At 34.4% G+C, this 15,554-nt stretch carries 14 protein-coding genes and 3 tRNA genes; 3 read left to right on the top strand and 14 right to left on the bottom strand.

All coding sequences use genetic code 11. The annotated features are described in order from the left end of the window. Window positions 1-2: 2 nt before the first annotated feature. The 3 genes from IC221_RS28525 to IC221_RS28515 form a co-directional block, all read right to left on the bottom strand. A tRNA-Thr gene (locus IC221_RS28525) sits at window positions 3-75 on the bottom strand. A gap of 46 nt (window positions 76-121) precedes the next feature. After that, a tRNA-Thr gene (locus IC221_RS28520) sits at window positions 122-194 on the bottom strand. Window positions 195-241: 47 nt separating this feature from the next. Continuing rightward, window positions 242-314 (bottom strand) — tRNA-Thr (locus IC221_RS28515). Window positions 315-445: 131 nt separating this feature from the next. On the opposite strand from IC221_RS28515, the gene IC221_RS28510 reads away from it, so the two are divergent. Further along, window positions 446-1,156, top strand: coding sequence for a TVP38/TMEM64 family protein (locus IC221_RS28510; protein ID WP_188172199.1), 711 nt, complete (start codon window positions 446-448; stop codon window positions 1,154-1,156). 101 nt (window positions 1,157-1,257) lie between these two features. Here IC221_RS28510 and IC221_RS28505 read toward each other — a convergent pair whose 3' ends face one another. The 6 genes from IC221_RS28505 to IC221_RS28480 form a co-directional block, all read right to left on the bottom strand. Beyond that, a complete protein-coding gene (locus tag IC221_RS28505; RefSeq protein ID WP_188172198.1) occupies window positions 1,258-2,145 on the bottom strand; it encodes a hypothetical protein in 888 nt (295 codons plus the stop codon). Window positions 2,146-2,245: 100 nt separating this feature from the next. Further along, window positions 2,246-3,466 carry a CHASE2 domain-containing protein gene (locus IC221_RS28500; protein ID WP_188172197.1) on the bottom strand — a complete coding sequence of 407 codons (1,221 nt, stop codon included), beginning with the start codon at window positions 3,464-3,466 and terminating at the stop codon, window positions 2,246-2,248. Window positions 3,467-3,858: 392 nt separating this feature from the next. Beyond that, complete coding sequence (locus IC221_RS28495; RefSeq protein WP_188172196.1) at window positions 3,859-6,219, bottom strand: WG repeat-containing protein; 2,361 nt, start codon at window positions 6,217-6,219, stop codon at window positions 3,859-3,861. A gap of 2 nt (window positions 6,220-6,221) precedes the next feature. Next, window positions 6,222-6,836 (bottom strand): NUDIX hydrolase, encoded by a 615-nt coding sequence (locus tag IC221_RS28490; RefSeq protein ID WP_188172195.1) that lies wholly within the window; start codon window positions 6,834-6,836, stop codon window positions 6,222-6,224. Window positions 6,837-6,981: 145 nt separating this feature from the next. Continuing rightward, window positions 6,982-7,362, bottom strand: coding sequence for a glycine cleavage system protein GcvH (gene gcvH / locus IC221_RS28485; protein WP_188172194.1), 381 nt, complete (start codon window positions 7,360-7,362; stop codon window positions 6,982-6,984). Window positions 7,363-7,505: 143 nt separating this feature from the next. Continuing rightward, window positions 7,506-7,904, bottom strand: coding sequence for a hypothetical protein (locus IC221_RS28480; RefSeq protein WP_188172193.1), 399 nt, complete (start codon window positions 7,902-7,904; stop codon window positions 7,506-7,508). A 46-nt stretch (window positions 7,905-7,950) separates the two neighbouring features. Here IC221_RS28480 and IC221_RS28475 point away from each other — a divergent pair, with 46 nt between their 5' ends. After that, window positions 7,951-9,108: a 1-deoxy-D-xylulose-5-phosphate reductoisomerase gene (locus IC221_RS28475; protein ID WP_169659839.1), complete on the top strand. Its 1,158-nt coding sequence runs from the start codon at window positions 7,951-7,953 to the stop codon at window positions 9,106-9,108. Between the two features lie 62 nt (window positions 9,109-9,170). Next, a complete protein-coding gene (rseP, locus tag IC221_RS28470; protein WP_188172192.1) occupies window positions 9,171-10,523 on the top strand; it encodes an RIP metalloprotease RseP in 1,353 nt (450 codons plus the stop codon). Between the two features lie 93 nt (window positions 10,524-10,616). Here the strand turns inward: rseP and IC221_RS28465 are convergent, their stop codons facing one another. The 5 genes from IC221_RS28465 to IC221_RS28445 form a co-directional block, all read right to left on the bottom strand. Then, a complete protein-coding gene (locus IC221_RS28465; RefSeq protein WP_188172191.1) occupies window positions 10,617-11,612 on the bottom strand; it encodes a TerB family tellurite resistance protein in 996 nt (331 codons plus the stop codon). Window positions 11,613-11,641: 29 nt separating this feature from the next. After that, entirely contained in the window at window positions 11,642-11,941 is a 300-nt protein-coding gene (gene trxA, locus IC221_RS28460; RefSeq protein ID WP_188172190.1) for a thioredoxin, read from the bottom strand. Window positions 11,942-12,072: 131 nt separating this feature from the next. Further along, window positions 12,073-13,632, bottom strand: coding sequence for an Rne/Rng family ribonuclease (locus tag IC221_RS28455; RefSeq protein ID WP_188172189.1), 1,560 nt, complete (start codon window positions 13,630-13,632; stop codon window positions 12,073-12,075). 373 nt (window positions 13,633-14,005) lie between these two features. Continuing rightward, window positions 14,006-14,866, bottom strand: coding sequence for a tetratricopeptide repeat protein (locus IC221_RS28450; RefSeq protein WP_188172188.1), 861 nt, complete (start codon window positions 14,864-14,866; stop codon window positions 14,006-14,008). A gap of 78 nt (window positions 14,867-14,944) precedes the next feature. Then, complete coding sequence (locus IC221_RS28445) at window positions 14,945-15,214, bottom strand: HU family DNA-binding protein (RefSeq protein WP_044212451.1); 270 nt, start codon at window positions 15,212-15,214, stop codon at window positions 14,945-14,947. Window positions 15,215-15,554: the final 340 nt, after the last annotated feature.

Genomic DNA, 15,554 nt, shown 5'->3' with positions numbered 1-15,554 from the left:
TGAGCCTCATACCGGAGTCGAACCAGTGACCTACTGATTACAAATCAGTTGCTCTACCAGCTGAGCTAATGAGGCTTTACAAATCAATCCACACGACTTGTGAATGTTTGAAGTAAAATTGAGCCTCATACCGGAGTCGAACCAGTGACCTACTGATTACAAATCAGTTGCTCTACCAGCTGAGCTAATGAGGCTTCAAATTTATATTTTACAGAAATTTACACGACTTGTAAATTTTTAGAGCCTCATACCGGAGTCGAACCAGTGACCTACTGATTACAAATCAGTTGCTCTACCAGCTGAGCTAATGAGGCCTTTTGCGATTATCACAAACACCGTTTCTGACAAAAGCGATGCAAATATAGAAGCAGAATTTTAATTACACAACTTTCCGTCATTTTTTTTTACCTTGCAGTCGTAAATTGACAATTATTTAAGAGAATTCATGAATATAAAGGGTATTAAAGAGGTTTTTCAGAAAAATAAATCTTCATTTTCTGTTGGAGGAGGACTAAGTATTCTGCCATTATTGACGAGTTCTACCATTGCTACACTGGGGTATACTTACCAAGATTACATCTCAAGTTTTACAGTAAATGAGTGGATCGTATTTTTTATAATTTCAAGTTTCACTATGGCACTTGCACTTACACCCACCACATTCATGGCTTTATTCACTGGCTATTTCTTAGGGTGGAATGCTCTTTATGGAATGGTCCCTGCCTATATGATTGCAGCTTTGCTATGTTATTTTATAGTAAGATGGATAGATCAGGGACGGTTTAATGATTCTATTCAGAAATACCCTATTGCAAACGCCATTATTAATACGGTTCATGAATCCCCTTTGAAAATTGTAGCTTTTACAAAGCTATCTCCGATTCTCCCTTTCGCCTTAAGTAATTTACTGCTTGCATGGGCTAAGACTCCCATTCAACAATTTTTATTGGGTAGTTTAATTGGTATGTTGCCAAGAACATTAGTTTCTGTATGGTTTGGAAAGTCTCTGGAGAACCTTCAGGATATTTCGAACAGCGGTTCCAACTCTATTACTCAAATGATTGTAGGCGGGCTTGTTGTGCTATCGATTGCTGGGTTAGGACAGATCTTTTCTAAGTCTATCAAAAAGCAATTAGAGCAAAATAAAAGCCATTAGAACTGTAATTCTAATGGCTTTTATCATTTCATTTCGATTTAAAAACTTAATCATAGGAAAGCTTAAACACCATGCCTTTACTTCTGAATTATAGTTTTTAATTAACTTCCATATCTCGTTTGGAAGTTTTCATAAAGCTTCACAAACTGTTCATCACCATCTGAAAGTGCTATTGCATTTTCATAAGCAGTTGAAGCATTTACAATAAAACCTTTTTCTTCGTAAAACTTCGCTAAAATCAATTGACCAAGAGCTGTATCGTTTGATTTCAGCATTTCAATTTCTTTAGCAGTTTCTTCTGAGTCACCATCTGCATAGACTGTAAAGGCATATAAATCAGAAGCAATTTTATTGTTTCTAGCATCTTCTACATAGTAGAATAAATACTTTTGATCATTCAGCTTAGGATCATTAAGGTCTAACTTATACTCAGTTCCCTCTACCTCATCTTCAATCAAAATATGATGCTTTCTATCTTTGATGTAGATTTTAAAAGAAACATCTTCGTCATTATCATTTCCTTTTAATTCCCAAGTCAGATTCACCTCAGACTTAATTGCGTTTGAATTAATTGGAATATGAAAGAAGATTGGTTTCTTCTTTAATGATCTTGTTACCGATCCGTATTTTGCTTGTGTAGATGCCGTTTCGCCAGATCCGGTTAATTCATCTTTAATAAAATCAACGTATTTAGAAACTAAATCACTTTCAGCCGTACCTAAATCTTTACCAAGATCGTCTACTTTATAAGTTCCACTTTTTTTCAACTCTAAAGTACCTCCCATGATAGAAGCTAATCCTAAATAAGGGGCTGTCCCACTTATTTCTACAGATTGGCCAGAAAGTAGCATATCTCCGGTGTGTATCTTTTTTCCATCTACCATCACCTCACCCTTTGCACCGAGTACCATAAATTTTGCCTCTTGAGAATATGCTGATGTGATCAAAAAGAGACTTGATATAATGGTGGCTAATAACTTAATTTTCATAGTTTGTATATTTTCAGGATTCAGAAGTTCGCAATATCTTTTTGTAGTTCTATGTACGTAAAGAATCCATTAAAAGTTATTCACAAGTTACGCATTTGATTTACTTTTTCCATTTGTTTCTCACACCACGGAAAAGTCTCAATAAAATTTCAGAGAATATTTCAATTAAATCTCCGGAAAGTAATATTACAAAAAATAGTAATGTGAAATTCGCATGGTAACCAAATGAGCCAAAAAGTAGCATGGTCATAAACAATATTATAATGGCCTCAACGAGCTGAATTGACTTCGTTATAGCGTTGTACCAAACTGCTAACTTCTGATTTTCAACGATCCACATAAAAAGTACTGCATTGACATAACAGACAATGAAAGCAAGGAAATAACTCAACCAATCTGGCATCATATCAATGTATGTTTCATTGAGAATCATGGAAATAATGTTAGCATGAACTACAACACCAAACATATCAGGGTATCCTCTACCTACAAGGTTAGAATTCAATGGTGTAAAGAACTTATCATCATCCCAGTGCTTATCAGTATAACCATCACCCATATAACCCATCAATACTATTTTATCCTTTACAAAAGAGAAATCTCTATCTGGATCATTTAAGTCATTTACATCTAACTTAATAAACTTATCATAGTTTCCTTTAAAATAGATTGGTTCTACTTGGTTTCCCCTTTTCAGAAATTTTGCTGTTTTTTCAGGATTAAATTTTTCAGCGATTTTTACAGATAATGCATATTCCTTTTGTCCATTTTTTATATCAACATAAACAGGGAAATCTCTCCACGTGGTAAAGTCTTCATCCGTAAGAATACCAGTAAATACGTGAGCGTGATCTGTGCTGGCGACAAAAGGAGCATAAGGCATTCTAAGGGTATCAAACTTTGAGATTCCAGGATTCCATTCATCAGGCATCGTTGCTAACACGAACGAGTCTCCCATCATTCGTAAAGCTTGAGCAAGCATGAAGTCCCCCGCTGGATCTTTTGGTCTTGGCCCTACGAAAGTAGCATCTATTCCCATTACCTTGGGTTTTTCAGAAGCCAATCGTGCTATTTGTTTGGCAATCCCTTTTCTATCAAGTGTACCAATGTTTACAAGTACAATATCTTTTTCGAAATGCTCTTTCTTACTATCTCGTAGTTTAGAATAATAAATATCGGTTAGTTGAAAGTTTTCGAATACCTGCTCAAATACATTTACAATCTCAATTTGAACATTGGATGCCTGAAGAAGTCCCATAAACATAAAAACGAAGATGGTTCCTAACAATGCATCTCTATTTAAGAGTTTTATTTTAGTCATATTTGGATAAGTTCAATAGTAAACCGACTTGGACCGAAGGTAATTCATACCAATTCGGTTAAGCAACAAAAAAGGCTTTTCTTCATTATAAACGTGAAGAAAAGCCTTTTTTTTATTTATGACTCTATTTTTTTTAATTCATCTTGTAAAGATCTGTACTTCCGGAAGAATATTTCTCAACTATTACACCATCTTTAAGTACAGCTGAAGGAGAATAGTAATTATGAAAATGTACTTCCTTTTGTAAAGAAATGAAACAGATTACGATACTTACAAACAATAACATAAATCCTAACACTCGCATCTTCCTCTAGTTTTATATATTGATAACTCGCTCACAATTATATAAAACTATCTCTCCATCAATAAGTTCCGTTTCTTCTCATAATAAATTATAATGGAACACTGTATACATCTGCTTTCTCTCTTTCTAAACAAATCCACTTCTTATTGTGCAAAACTTGTATAGAGTGATATACTATTTTCCAGGTGCTATAACCATCAATTCTATCGATACCCACTTTATCATTATTACTTACCTCAACGAAACCTATACCCAAATCTGTGATTTGATCATATTTTCCATAAATACCTTTAATTCCTCCTGGGATATAAATTCCCATTTGACCTCCTTTTTCCCATATATACCAATTCCCAAAAGCGGAACGTTCTACATTTTCATACTCAAAAGGAATAATCGTTTTTCCATCTTTGTTGACAACACCCCATTTACCTCTTGATTTTGCTTTTGCCATATTGTTTTTCAGACCATATAAATCTTCATATCGAGGTTGCAGTGTAATCACATCTTCTTGGTCGATAAAACCCCATTTATGATTAATAGAGAAAGGTGCTAAACCATCAGAGAAATCCCTAACATTTTCATAACGGCAAGAAAGCCTCAGTCTACCAAGATAATCCATAAAACCATATCGTTCTCCAATCTCTACTTTTGTAAAACCTTCCGATGGATTATAAACGGAATCATATAGGGTATAAGCACTTCGAGTTGGTTCTCCTTCTCTGTCATCAACTACTTTGTATAGCCAAGTGCTATCCATGTACATTTCTACTCTTCCTGCCTTCAAATAATCTAAATTCAATGAATCATATTTAGTAGATAAACTCAATCGTCCTTTACTGGTCAGCAATCCGAAATGTCCTCTTCTTTTCATGACTACATAGCCATCTTCAAAAGATTCAACAGTTGCAGAATCTGTTCTGAACCATTCAATTCCATCTATCCCAAGTGTTCCCCATTCTTGATTATCTTCAAAATAATATAAACCTTCAGAAACGGTTTTTAACCGATCAATAATAGGAGTGATAACCCATTTTTTTTCAAGGTCAATGACACCATAATAATCATTTGTCCTAACAACAGCATAGGGTCCAACAAATGACTCAGCATCTTTAAACTGCGGAGAAATCCATTCATTCAAATCACTATCTAAATATCCATAAAGACGAGCTTTTCTGATTAGATATTTCCCTTGAGAATATTCCCCTACCATATCATAATTATGCATGGTTAAGTTCTTTCCTTTATGATCATAAACATCAGGATAATTGGATTGATCTAACGTCCAATAATGTCCTGTAGGCATTCTCTTTAGATTCGTAAATTGAACAGGAATGATAAGCCTTCCCAAGGTATCACAAACTCCGTATTTATTTTTCTTTTTTACGATCGCCTGTCCTTCAATAAATTCTCCAACTTCATCGTAGAAATTAAAGAATTTATTTTGGCCTTTAACGTCTGCGATACCGACTTTCCCAGATGTGTAATACCTCACCAAATCATCTCCGGCATAAGAAATACTGTCGCAGTTCCATGTGCTCAGTAAATTCCCCTCTATTGTACCTAACTCCAGTGTAGGAAAACTTTCAGCAATAACTGTAGAGTCTGTAAATTCAATGTTTTTATAGATAGTTGGATAAATCTCTTTGGCATTTTCATCCAACAATCCAAACCTTCCATTTCTATTTAAAAGTAGTTTTTTCTGCTTATGATACCATTTCCAGTTTGAATATAATTCATCAGAAAAATGCTTTCCAGAATGATCAATAAAAAGCCATTGACCTTCTACCGTCATAGCTGCAATGAGTTTTTTTCCAGCCCATTTTACGCTTAAATATTCTAATGGTAGGATCCAATTTCCTTCTAAATTAATTATTCCTTGAAGACCATCGTTTTTAGCCACCAACAATGGTAATCCTCCTGCCATAAACCTTAGTTTTTGAAATGTGGTAGGAATGATTTCATCCCCTTCCGTATTCAATGCTCCATATCGCCCTTGAAGGTTTACAATAGTTACTCCATTAACAAAATAATTAAGATCTTCATAAGAAACAGGAATGATCTCTTTCCCTTTTGTATTAATCACACCCCATTTATTGCCGCTTTTCGCACCAATAAGTTTTCCATAAAATAATGGAGCAGTCGTTGAATCTGCATCATCAGACCAACCTAAACGTTCATAAGCATGAGCCGTTAGTTTCTTACCTTTTGTATTGATTAATATAAAACCCTTTTCATTTTTGACGGCTGCAATTCCATCTAAATTAAAAGGGTAAGCTATTTCGTATTTCGGCTTAATAGACCAATCCTCTTGTCCTTCTTTTTTATAGCCGTAATAATCTGATTTACTATCTTTTACTACTTCCAAATTTTGAGCACTTGCACCCAAACTGAACATAATAATTAATAGAAGAATATTGAATAAGAATATTTTCGTTTTTTGAATCACCATATTTATACTCCACACAATTCAAATACCTCTTTTATAGATTTATAGGTGTTTTTCCAGACTTTATTTTTGACTTCATTTATTTTCACCCACTCCAAAGTTTCTATACCTTCTTCAATTTGGGGAATTAGTTTTTGTTCCTCGTCAGTAGATTTCATCTTATACCAGTAGGTATGTTTTAAAACATGTTTCTTTTTATAGATATAAGTATGAAATGTTTGATGTAATAACGTTTCAATTTCAGCTTTTACACCTGTCTCCTCTTCCACTTCTCTTACTGCACACTCCTCAATAGTCTCCCCTTCATCCAAATGACCTTTAGGAATATCATAAATTCCATTTCTTTTCATGATGAGTAGCTCTTCTCCTTTAAAAACTACTCCTCCACCTGCTTTTCTAACTTGAAATTTTTCTAGCAATAAACCACTTTGCTTTGGATAATCAGTTGTATAAAAAAGGTATTTTGGACTTCCTGCTACATCTCCATTTTCTGCTGCAAGGTATCTAGACCATAAAGTCTCAGCTGAAGCATTACCATAAACTATAAAATTTTGTTCCTGAGGATGTTTATCAATAATAGGTCTTAATTCAAAATATACCTTTCCGGTGAAAAATTGCATCTTATATTATTGGTCGATAGTTAAAAACGAGAAAAGTGGAATAATTAGGGTGAACTATATAAACTTGATCGATTACCCTAACGTCTATAAAAAAAGAGTTGAACCACTTACTGCTCAACTCTTTTTGTATATATTTTAAAAGAAATTAATCAGCAATTTCTTCTTTATATGCTTCGCTATCTAATAAGCCGTCTACTTCAGTAGGATCAGATAATTTGATTTTGATCATCCAACCTTCACCATAAGGGTCAGAGTTTACTAGTTCAGGAGCAGCATCAATTGCTTCGTTTACTCCAACTACTTCACCGTTTACTGGCATAAATAAGTCAGATACTGTTTTTACTGCTTCTACAGATCCAAATACTTCGCCTTCTGCAACCTCCTCATCTTCAGCTGTAATGTCCACAAATACAATATCCCCTAACTCGCTTTGCGCAAACTCAGTAATACCGATGTACGCAAACTCACCTTCTACTCTTAACCATTCGTGGTCTTTTGTATACTTTAATTCTGCTGGGAAATTCATAATTTCTCTCTATATATGTGTGATTATAAAATGGTCGCCAATGCTGACGAATTTTGATAGCCCAAAGTAACAACTAAAGTCAGATATATCCAATATTCCTTTTTGTATTTTGTTACTTTCAAATCTATTATTGCTATAATAATTTATGGGTTTTCAAGGTCTATTACCTTAAACTGTAGCACTTCTACCCCCACATCAACTTCACCTAAATCTAGTTTTCTTTGTAGAATTACTTCTTCATTTACTGGAAGTGTAATTTTCTTTTCGAACACTAAATATTTATCATCTACCAAAGCTTCTACTCTTAATTCAACATTTTTTTTATACAATGAGTCTTTATTTTCTAACTTTAAGACTGCGTAAGTATTGAGCAATGCTTTTGGTGTTTTTTTCAAAGCTGACATCTGAACTTTTCCCTTTTCTTGAAGTAGTTGCCATGACTCATCAAGGTAAATCTTATTTTCTTGTGCAAAACACGAAAATGTTTGTAATGAAATGCTAAAAAATAGAGAGAGAATAGTAATAGATATTAACTTGCGCAATTGAAGTAAGTGAGCATTCTTGAAAATGCATAAAAAGAAAGATTTGATGACTTTAAAATCAATTGCAATTCTTGGCTCTACAGGGTCAATAGGTACACAAGCCTTAGATGTTATTAAAGCAAATACATCTTTATTTTCTGTAAGTATTTTATCTGCAGGAAATAATGTAGACCTTCTCATTCAGCAATGTATTGAGTTTCAACCAAAGTATGCCATCATTGGCAATAGTGATAAATTTTCTTCTTTAAAAGAAGGACTCAAAGATACAAAAGTAAAGGTATTAACATCTATAGATGGTATCTGTGAAGCATTAGAAAATACACATTCTGATATAGTATTAACTGCTCTTGTAGGATATGCAGGGCTAAAACCTACGCTTACTGCAATTGATCAAGGCATTACAATCGCTTTAGCCAACAAAGAAACTTTAGTAGTTGCCGGTGAAATTGTGACGCAAAAAGCAATTGAAAAAGGTGTTGACATTATTCCTGTAGATTCAGAACATTCTGCCATCTATCAGTGTTTAGTTGGTGAAGAAAGCAATCCAATTGAGAAAGTTATTCTGACTGCATCAGGTGGGCCTTTCAGAGGTAAGAAAAGAGAAGAATTACTTCAGGTTACCAAAGCTCAAGCACTAAAGCATCCGAACTGGAGTATGGGAGCTAAAATCACAATTGATTCTGCTTCGTTAATGAACAAAGGTTTGGAAGTAATTGAAGCAAAATGGCTCTTTGACGTCAATGCAGATCAGATTGATGTCATTGTACACCCTCAATCAATTGTACATTCACTCGTACAATTTGAAGATGGAAGCATGAAAGCACAAATGGGATTACCTGATATGAAATTACCTATCCAATATGCTCTAGGCTATCCTCAAAGATTACCATCTGATTTCGAACGTTTCAATTTTATGGATTATCCTACACTAACTTTCGAAGCACCTGACAAGGAAACATTTGTCAATCTACAATTAGCATATGACTGTTTAGATAAAAAAGGTAACAGTGCTTGTATACTCAATGCCGCCAATGAAATTGCTGTTGAGCGATTTTTGAATGATGAGATCAAATTCTTAGATATCGCTGCACTAAACCAATTCTGTATGGAAAACTATAAGTTCATACAGACTCCAACATATGAGGATTATGTTGAAACTGACCATAATGTGAGAGAGTTGGCAAAACAATGGTCAAATAAATAAATATTATAACTAACTTATTATTCTGATTATTAAAAACAGAGTAGTACGTTTTAATTTTTAAGATGGAAGGACTTATAATGGCTGCTCAGTTATTAACTGGGTTATCAATTTTAGTAGGAATACATGAATTTGGGCACTTCTTTGCCGCAAAGATTTTTAAAATACGAGTAAATAAATTCTACTTATTTTTCGACTTCTTATTTCCATTCCCTAACCTTTTAAAGTTTTCAATTTTTAAGTTCAAAAAGGGTGATACTGAATACGGATTAGGTTGGTTCCCCATGGGAGGTTATGTAGATATTGCCGGAATGATAGATGAGTCCAAAGGGGCTGATGATTTAGAAGCTGAACCTCAACCTTGGGAGTTTAGAACTAAACCTGCTTGGCAAAGACTTATTGTGATGTTAGGTGGTATCATCATGAATGTTATTACTGGGGTTATTATATTTATTGGCATTGCTTACAGTACAGGTGAACGTTACCTTCCAATGGAAGAAGTAAATAAATATGGCTTATATGTAAGTGAGCTTGGTGAAAGAATTGGTTTGAAAACAGGCGATAAAGTTGTTAACCTCAACGGTGAACCTGCCAAGCAATTCAGAGATATTGTAGACCCTAATTTCCTTCTTGAATCTGATAGTTACATCACTGTAGATCGTAATGGAGAACAAATCCGTGTAGACATTCCTAAAGAAATGATTGAATGGATGAGTGATGACAAATACAGAAACAAATCTTATGTCTACTTCAGAGATCCATTTTATGTAAAAAGAGTATTACCAGGAACTCCTGCTGATCAAGGTGGATTGAAGGCTGATGATATACCTGTAGCCATTAACGGTAAAGAGGTTCCTTACTTCAGCGAATTTAGAGTAGCTCTTTCAAAAGTAGCGGGAACAGAAATTGAATTAACTGTTTTGAGAGATGAACAGCCTGTTAAGTTGAATATGACAGTTTCCAACGAAGGTACTTTAGGTTTTGAAATGAGGTCTCGACTTAATGCTGAATACAAAAAATACACATTAATGGAAGCTATTCCTGTAGGAACAAAAGACGCTTTCAATGTTATTCTTGTACAAATCAAAGCCTTTGGAAAACTATTTAGAGGTGAAGTTTCTGCTAGTAAATCTGTAAGTAGTCCAATTGGTATTGCTGAAGTTTATGGAGGGACATGGCATTGGTTACAATTCTGGACAATCACTGGTATGTTATCAATGGTACTTGCATTTATGAATTTATTACCGATTCCTGCCTTAGATGGTGGACATGTAGTTTTCTTAACTTATGAGATCATTACAGGAAAAAAACCTTCAGAAAAAGTATTGATGGTTGCTCAACAAATTGGTATGTTAATCTTATTATCGATTATGGTTTTTGCCTTTGGTAATGATATTTTCAAACTTATTTCTCGATAGAGCAATTTTGTAAAATAGAAAAAGCCATTGCAGTTTCTTTATTGCAATGGCTTTTTTATGAAAAGGGTTTTCTTCTTATACAGAAGAACCATATTATTTATACTCAAAAAGAGTCAAACGCATCTTTGATATTTTAGCCTCAGTATCCACCAAATAATGAATGGTCTGAGCAATATCTGGAGAAATACCCAAAATATTTGCCACCTTTTCTGAAGCTTCCCTCTCTTGTTCAGGAAAGCTCAAATCAGCACTCGCCATTTTAACTGCATTATAGAGGAGAGTTCTTTTAAAATTAATGGTTACATCCACTTTCAAGTTGTCAATCACATCTTGTAACTTACCACTCTTATAATCATAAGCAACCACTTGCTCAGCAATATGTGGAGGTGTTTCTGAAACTGTCACAAATTGCTCTAAATACCACTCTTTCTCTGCATCTGAAACTATTCCATCCGCTCCTGCAATAATCATCAGAGCATAACCATAATTCAGTTGAGTTTGTTCACAAGTGAGCTTTATACCAAATGTATTTCTCTCCAGTACTGATGCCGGTTTCATATTCAAACTTTGCAAACCAACAATTGGATGAGCAGTGTCTTCTTCTAGTTCAAATAAAGACTTACGGATCATTCCCAATGATTTTTCAGTATTGACAAGGCCTTCTATTGTACGGGCTATAAAGTAAGGAATACCTAAAAGCTCTGCAGCCTTCCAAACGGCTTCTTTTTCTTCTTTGGCATAGTCGTTATCTGCCATTGCCATCATTACTGCATCATACACCAACGTCCTTTTGAAATTCATAGGAACATCGATATCTAAATTGGGTAATAATTCCTCAAGATTGACCTGTAAATAATCAAAGCTTCTAATTTCTTCTTTCTGTTCATCAGAAGCCCCTATAATTTCTAAGAAGTCAGTAAATACCCAGTCCATTTCCTCCTCAGAAATTTCTCCATCAGCACCTGAAATAGCCAATAAGGCTTGTATATACTTCATCCATGATTCTGTAGACACACCCTCACAAGATTGTATCATGATAGCAAGAGGAGAAGCTTGTATTACTTCTTCATTAAAAGATAAGCTTGACATGTTAAGTAGATTCGCAATTAAAAGTAATGTTACGTGTATCTTTCGATCACCTTCATCAATTCATGTTCTGGCATCACACCTGAGTTTCTCCAAAGTATTTTTCCCTTGTGAAATAATATCAAGGTAGGAATACTTCTGACTTGATATTTCAACATTGCCTGTTGATTTTTATCTGAATTAATTTTAACCACAGTTAAGCGTTCGCCTAATTTTGACTTTATTGACTTAATAGTTGGTGTAATCATGTGACATGGCTGACACCAATCTGCATAAAAATCAACTAAAACAGGAACTTCTGAATTGTTGATTAAGTTACTAAATTTTGACATAATATTAATATTTAATCCTTTTTTACTTACAAAGATAACTACACTAAACAAATTATCATATGATAATTTGTTTATTTGTTTATTTAAAAGAAAAGCTTCTACCACATCTTGTGTGATAGAAGCTAATCAAATCATTTTAAAGAAATTTCTTCATCATGATGATCAAAAAACTTGTACTCAGACAGTCCTAACGAAGAGTCTTCGAAGATTTTGACCCATTTGAAATGTTTAAAGAACCATTTCATCCTTCGAGAAGGGAATCCTGATGTAAAATAGGCATAAAGGTAAGGATGAACTCCTAATTTAAATTTGCCATCATTTTGCTTCTCTAACAAGTACATCACTTCTGACTCGATTTGATCTGCGATAGCAATAGATGCTGTAATCTTACCTGTGCCATTACAAGTTGGACACTTCTCTTTAGTTACAATACTTAATTCAGGTCTCACACGCTGCCTCGTGATCTGCATTAAGCCAAATTTACTCAGTGGTAATACTGTATGTTTAGAGCGATCTGCTTTCATCTCTTGCTTTATATGCTGATACAACTTTTGTTTGTGCTCAGCTTTCTTCATATCAATGAAGTCTACAACGATGATGCCTCCCATATCACGTAATCGTAATTGTCTGGCGATTTCTGTAGCAGCCTCTACGTTTACGTTGAATGCAGTAGCTTCTTGATTGTTCTCTGCATTCGACTTATTTCCACTGTTAACATCAATAACATGAAGTGCTTCGGTATGTTCAATTACCAAATAACCTCCACTACCTAAGCTAACAGTTTGACCAAAGAGTGTTTTTAATTGCTTCTCAATACCTTGATGTTCGAAAAGCTTGGTTTTGCCTGAATAATGTTTAACTATTCCTGCTTTGTCTGGTGCGATTTGTAAAATGAACCTTCTAATTTCATCGTACACTTCTTTATCATCTACAGTGATACTATCGAATGACTCATTCAATATATCTCTTAACATAGAAGTAGCACGGTTCATTTCACCTATGACTTTCTCTTTTGGAGTAGCTACCTTTAATTTGCTTACGCCTTCTCCCCATTTAGTCACAAGGTCTCTTAAGTCTTTATCCAACTCAGAAACTTCTTGATTTTCTGCAACCGTTCTAATGATTACACCAAAGTTTTCAGGACGAATAGAATTGACTAATTTCAATAGTCTTCTTCTTTCACCTGCATCAGTGATTTTTTTAGAGATGTTTACAGTATTACTAAAAGGAACAAGTACAAGGTATCTTCCTGCTAAAGAGAGCTCACATGATAATCTAGGTCCCTTCGTCGAGATTGGCTCTTTTACAACTTGTACTAAAATCTTTTGGTTTTGTTTTAGGACGTCATTGATTTTACCGAGTTTATCAATTTCAGGTTCCAAACGAAACTGCTTGAGGTTCTCACTCACATGTTTGTGGTGCTTACCTTGAGCAAGCTTGATGTATTTCAATAGGGATCTGACCTTAGGGCCTAAGTCCAGATAATGAAGGAAAGCGTCTTTATCATATCCGATGTCAATAAAGGCAGCATTCAAACCGGGTACCACTTTTCTTACAACACCTAAATAGATGTCTCCTACTTGAAATTTTGTTTCGTCATTATCATAGTGTAGTTCCACCAGACTTTTATCTCTCATAAGAGCAATTCTGCTGCCCTCTGGAGTTGAATTGATCACTAGTTCATTACTCAACTCAATAAAAGTTTAAGGTTAACAATAAATCTATGAAAATGTATAGTAACGTTTTACTATACTAAAATAATTCTTTTTCTAAGATAATGAAAAACCTTGTCCTAGATTCACTAGAGCAAGGTTTGATTAAGCTGCGACTAGAACATTACTTTTTCTTGTGTCTGTTCTTTCTAAGTCTCTTCTTTCTCTTGTGAGTCGCGATCTTATGTCTTTTTCTTTTCTTACCGCAAGGCATATTCTTACAGGTTAAGTGTGTTAAATCTTTTCTTTAAATTCATTCATCGAATATTAATACTCTCAGAACGAATGCGCAATTTATAACAAAAAATGGAGAAAGGCGAACTTTATCACCTTTTTTATGTGTTTATTTACATTAATTCACCCATTCTGCAAGATATTGCTGCGCTGTAGCACGAATCTCCTCAGAATCAGCGTTTTTATTGATGTATTTAAGTTCATCAATAGCTTTATCCTGACTACCCATTTCCTTTAATGAAATAGCTAAATAGAACCTTGCTTCCATATCATCCGGGTATAATTCTTTCAGTTTTTTGAACCTCTCGATTGCTTTGTTATACTGACCAGATTGAATAGATAATAGTCCTAAATTGAACAAAGCTAACTGATGGTTAGGGTCAACAGCAATTACTTCTCTAATCTTGGCAATACCTTGCATTGGTGCAGAAGAAACCATATATGTCATTCCTAATTTCACCTTTGCATCTAAATCTTTTGGGTCTTTCTCTAATACCGCTTGATATTGTTCCTGAGCTTTTGTAGCCATTTGAGCAGATCTTTCTTCACTCATTGCAAAAGTATAAGCATCATAATAAGCATCTGCTGCTGCTCTTAGATCTTTTGTATCATTTGAAGCCCCATACAATGCAAGCTTCCAATCACCTGCTAGATCAAACTTATTCATCTTTAAAAGAAGATCATAAGCTTTATCCGCAATTTCTCTTTTATTCTTAATGTTATCTGCAGCCTCAAATTCTTTTTTAAATTGATCTAGTGTGGCTTGAGTATCTGCTGGTAGTTTGGATGTGTGTGCCATTGAAGATTGATCTGAACCATGATCATGTCCATCATCTTCTGAGTGTTGTTCTGTAGTTGTAGCTGTTGTTCCTTCTGCTACTCCTTCACTATTGTCAGTAACAACTGCTTTTGGTAATAATGCAAGAATAACAACTAAAACGACTCCGGCACCAAGTAAAATATACTGCTTAGTTCCCATATATAATTTGAAATTAAAAAAAGTCCGCACCCTAAATTATAAGATGCGGACAATTTATACAATTCTTTGCAACAAGTACTAGTTTTCGTTGATTAAACGTACTTTGTCACTTCCTTTAATTTTCTCAACAAACTCCTTCGAAGGTTTGAAACTAGGAATGAAGTGTTCAGGGATAGGAATAATCTCACCTCTTGAGATATCTCTACCTTTTTTGCTAGCACGTTTTTTATTTACAAAGCTACCAAAACGACGGATGTAGATATTATTACCTTCAGCCATCTTGTCCTTCACTACATTAAAGAAGTCTTCTAAAACTTGTCCAACTACTTCTTTATCTACTTCAACCATAGTTGCTGCGTTTGAAGTCTGTGCTTCTTGACGCTTCTCAATTTTTCTGAGAATTTCTGTGATTACTTCTGCTTTAGTCACTTTAGTGAAATTTTATATTTATAAGATTCGTCTCTGTATTATCTAAAAAGTAAAAAATAACTATCTGAAATACAGTAGACTGTTAGCCTAACTAGTACCTACAAAGGTAACAATCAATACTTTAAAAAAATAGTAAATTCGTACTATAAAATACTGATTAACAAAATATTACAATATTTTACCACAAAAAAAGGTTAGTCAACATCTTGTGTTAACTAACCTTCTGTATTTAATGAATGTGGCGCCGACTTACTCTCCC

The sequence above is a fragment of the Flammeovirga sp. EKP202 genome, assembly GCF_014534745.1.
Taxonomy (GTDB): Bacteria; Bacteroidota; Bacteroidia; order Cytophagales; family Flammeovirgaceae; genus Flammeovirga.
This window is presented reverse-complemented; position numbering and strand designations above follow the sequence as displayed.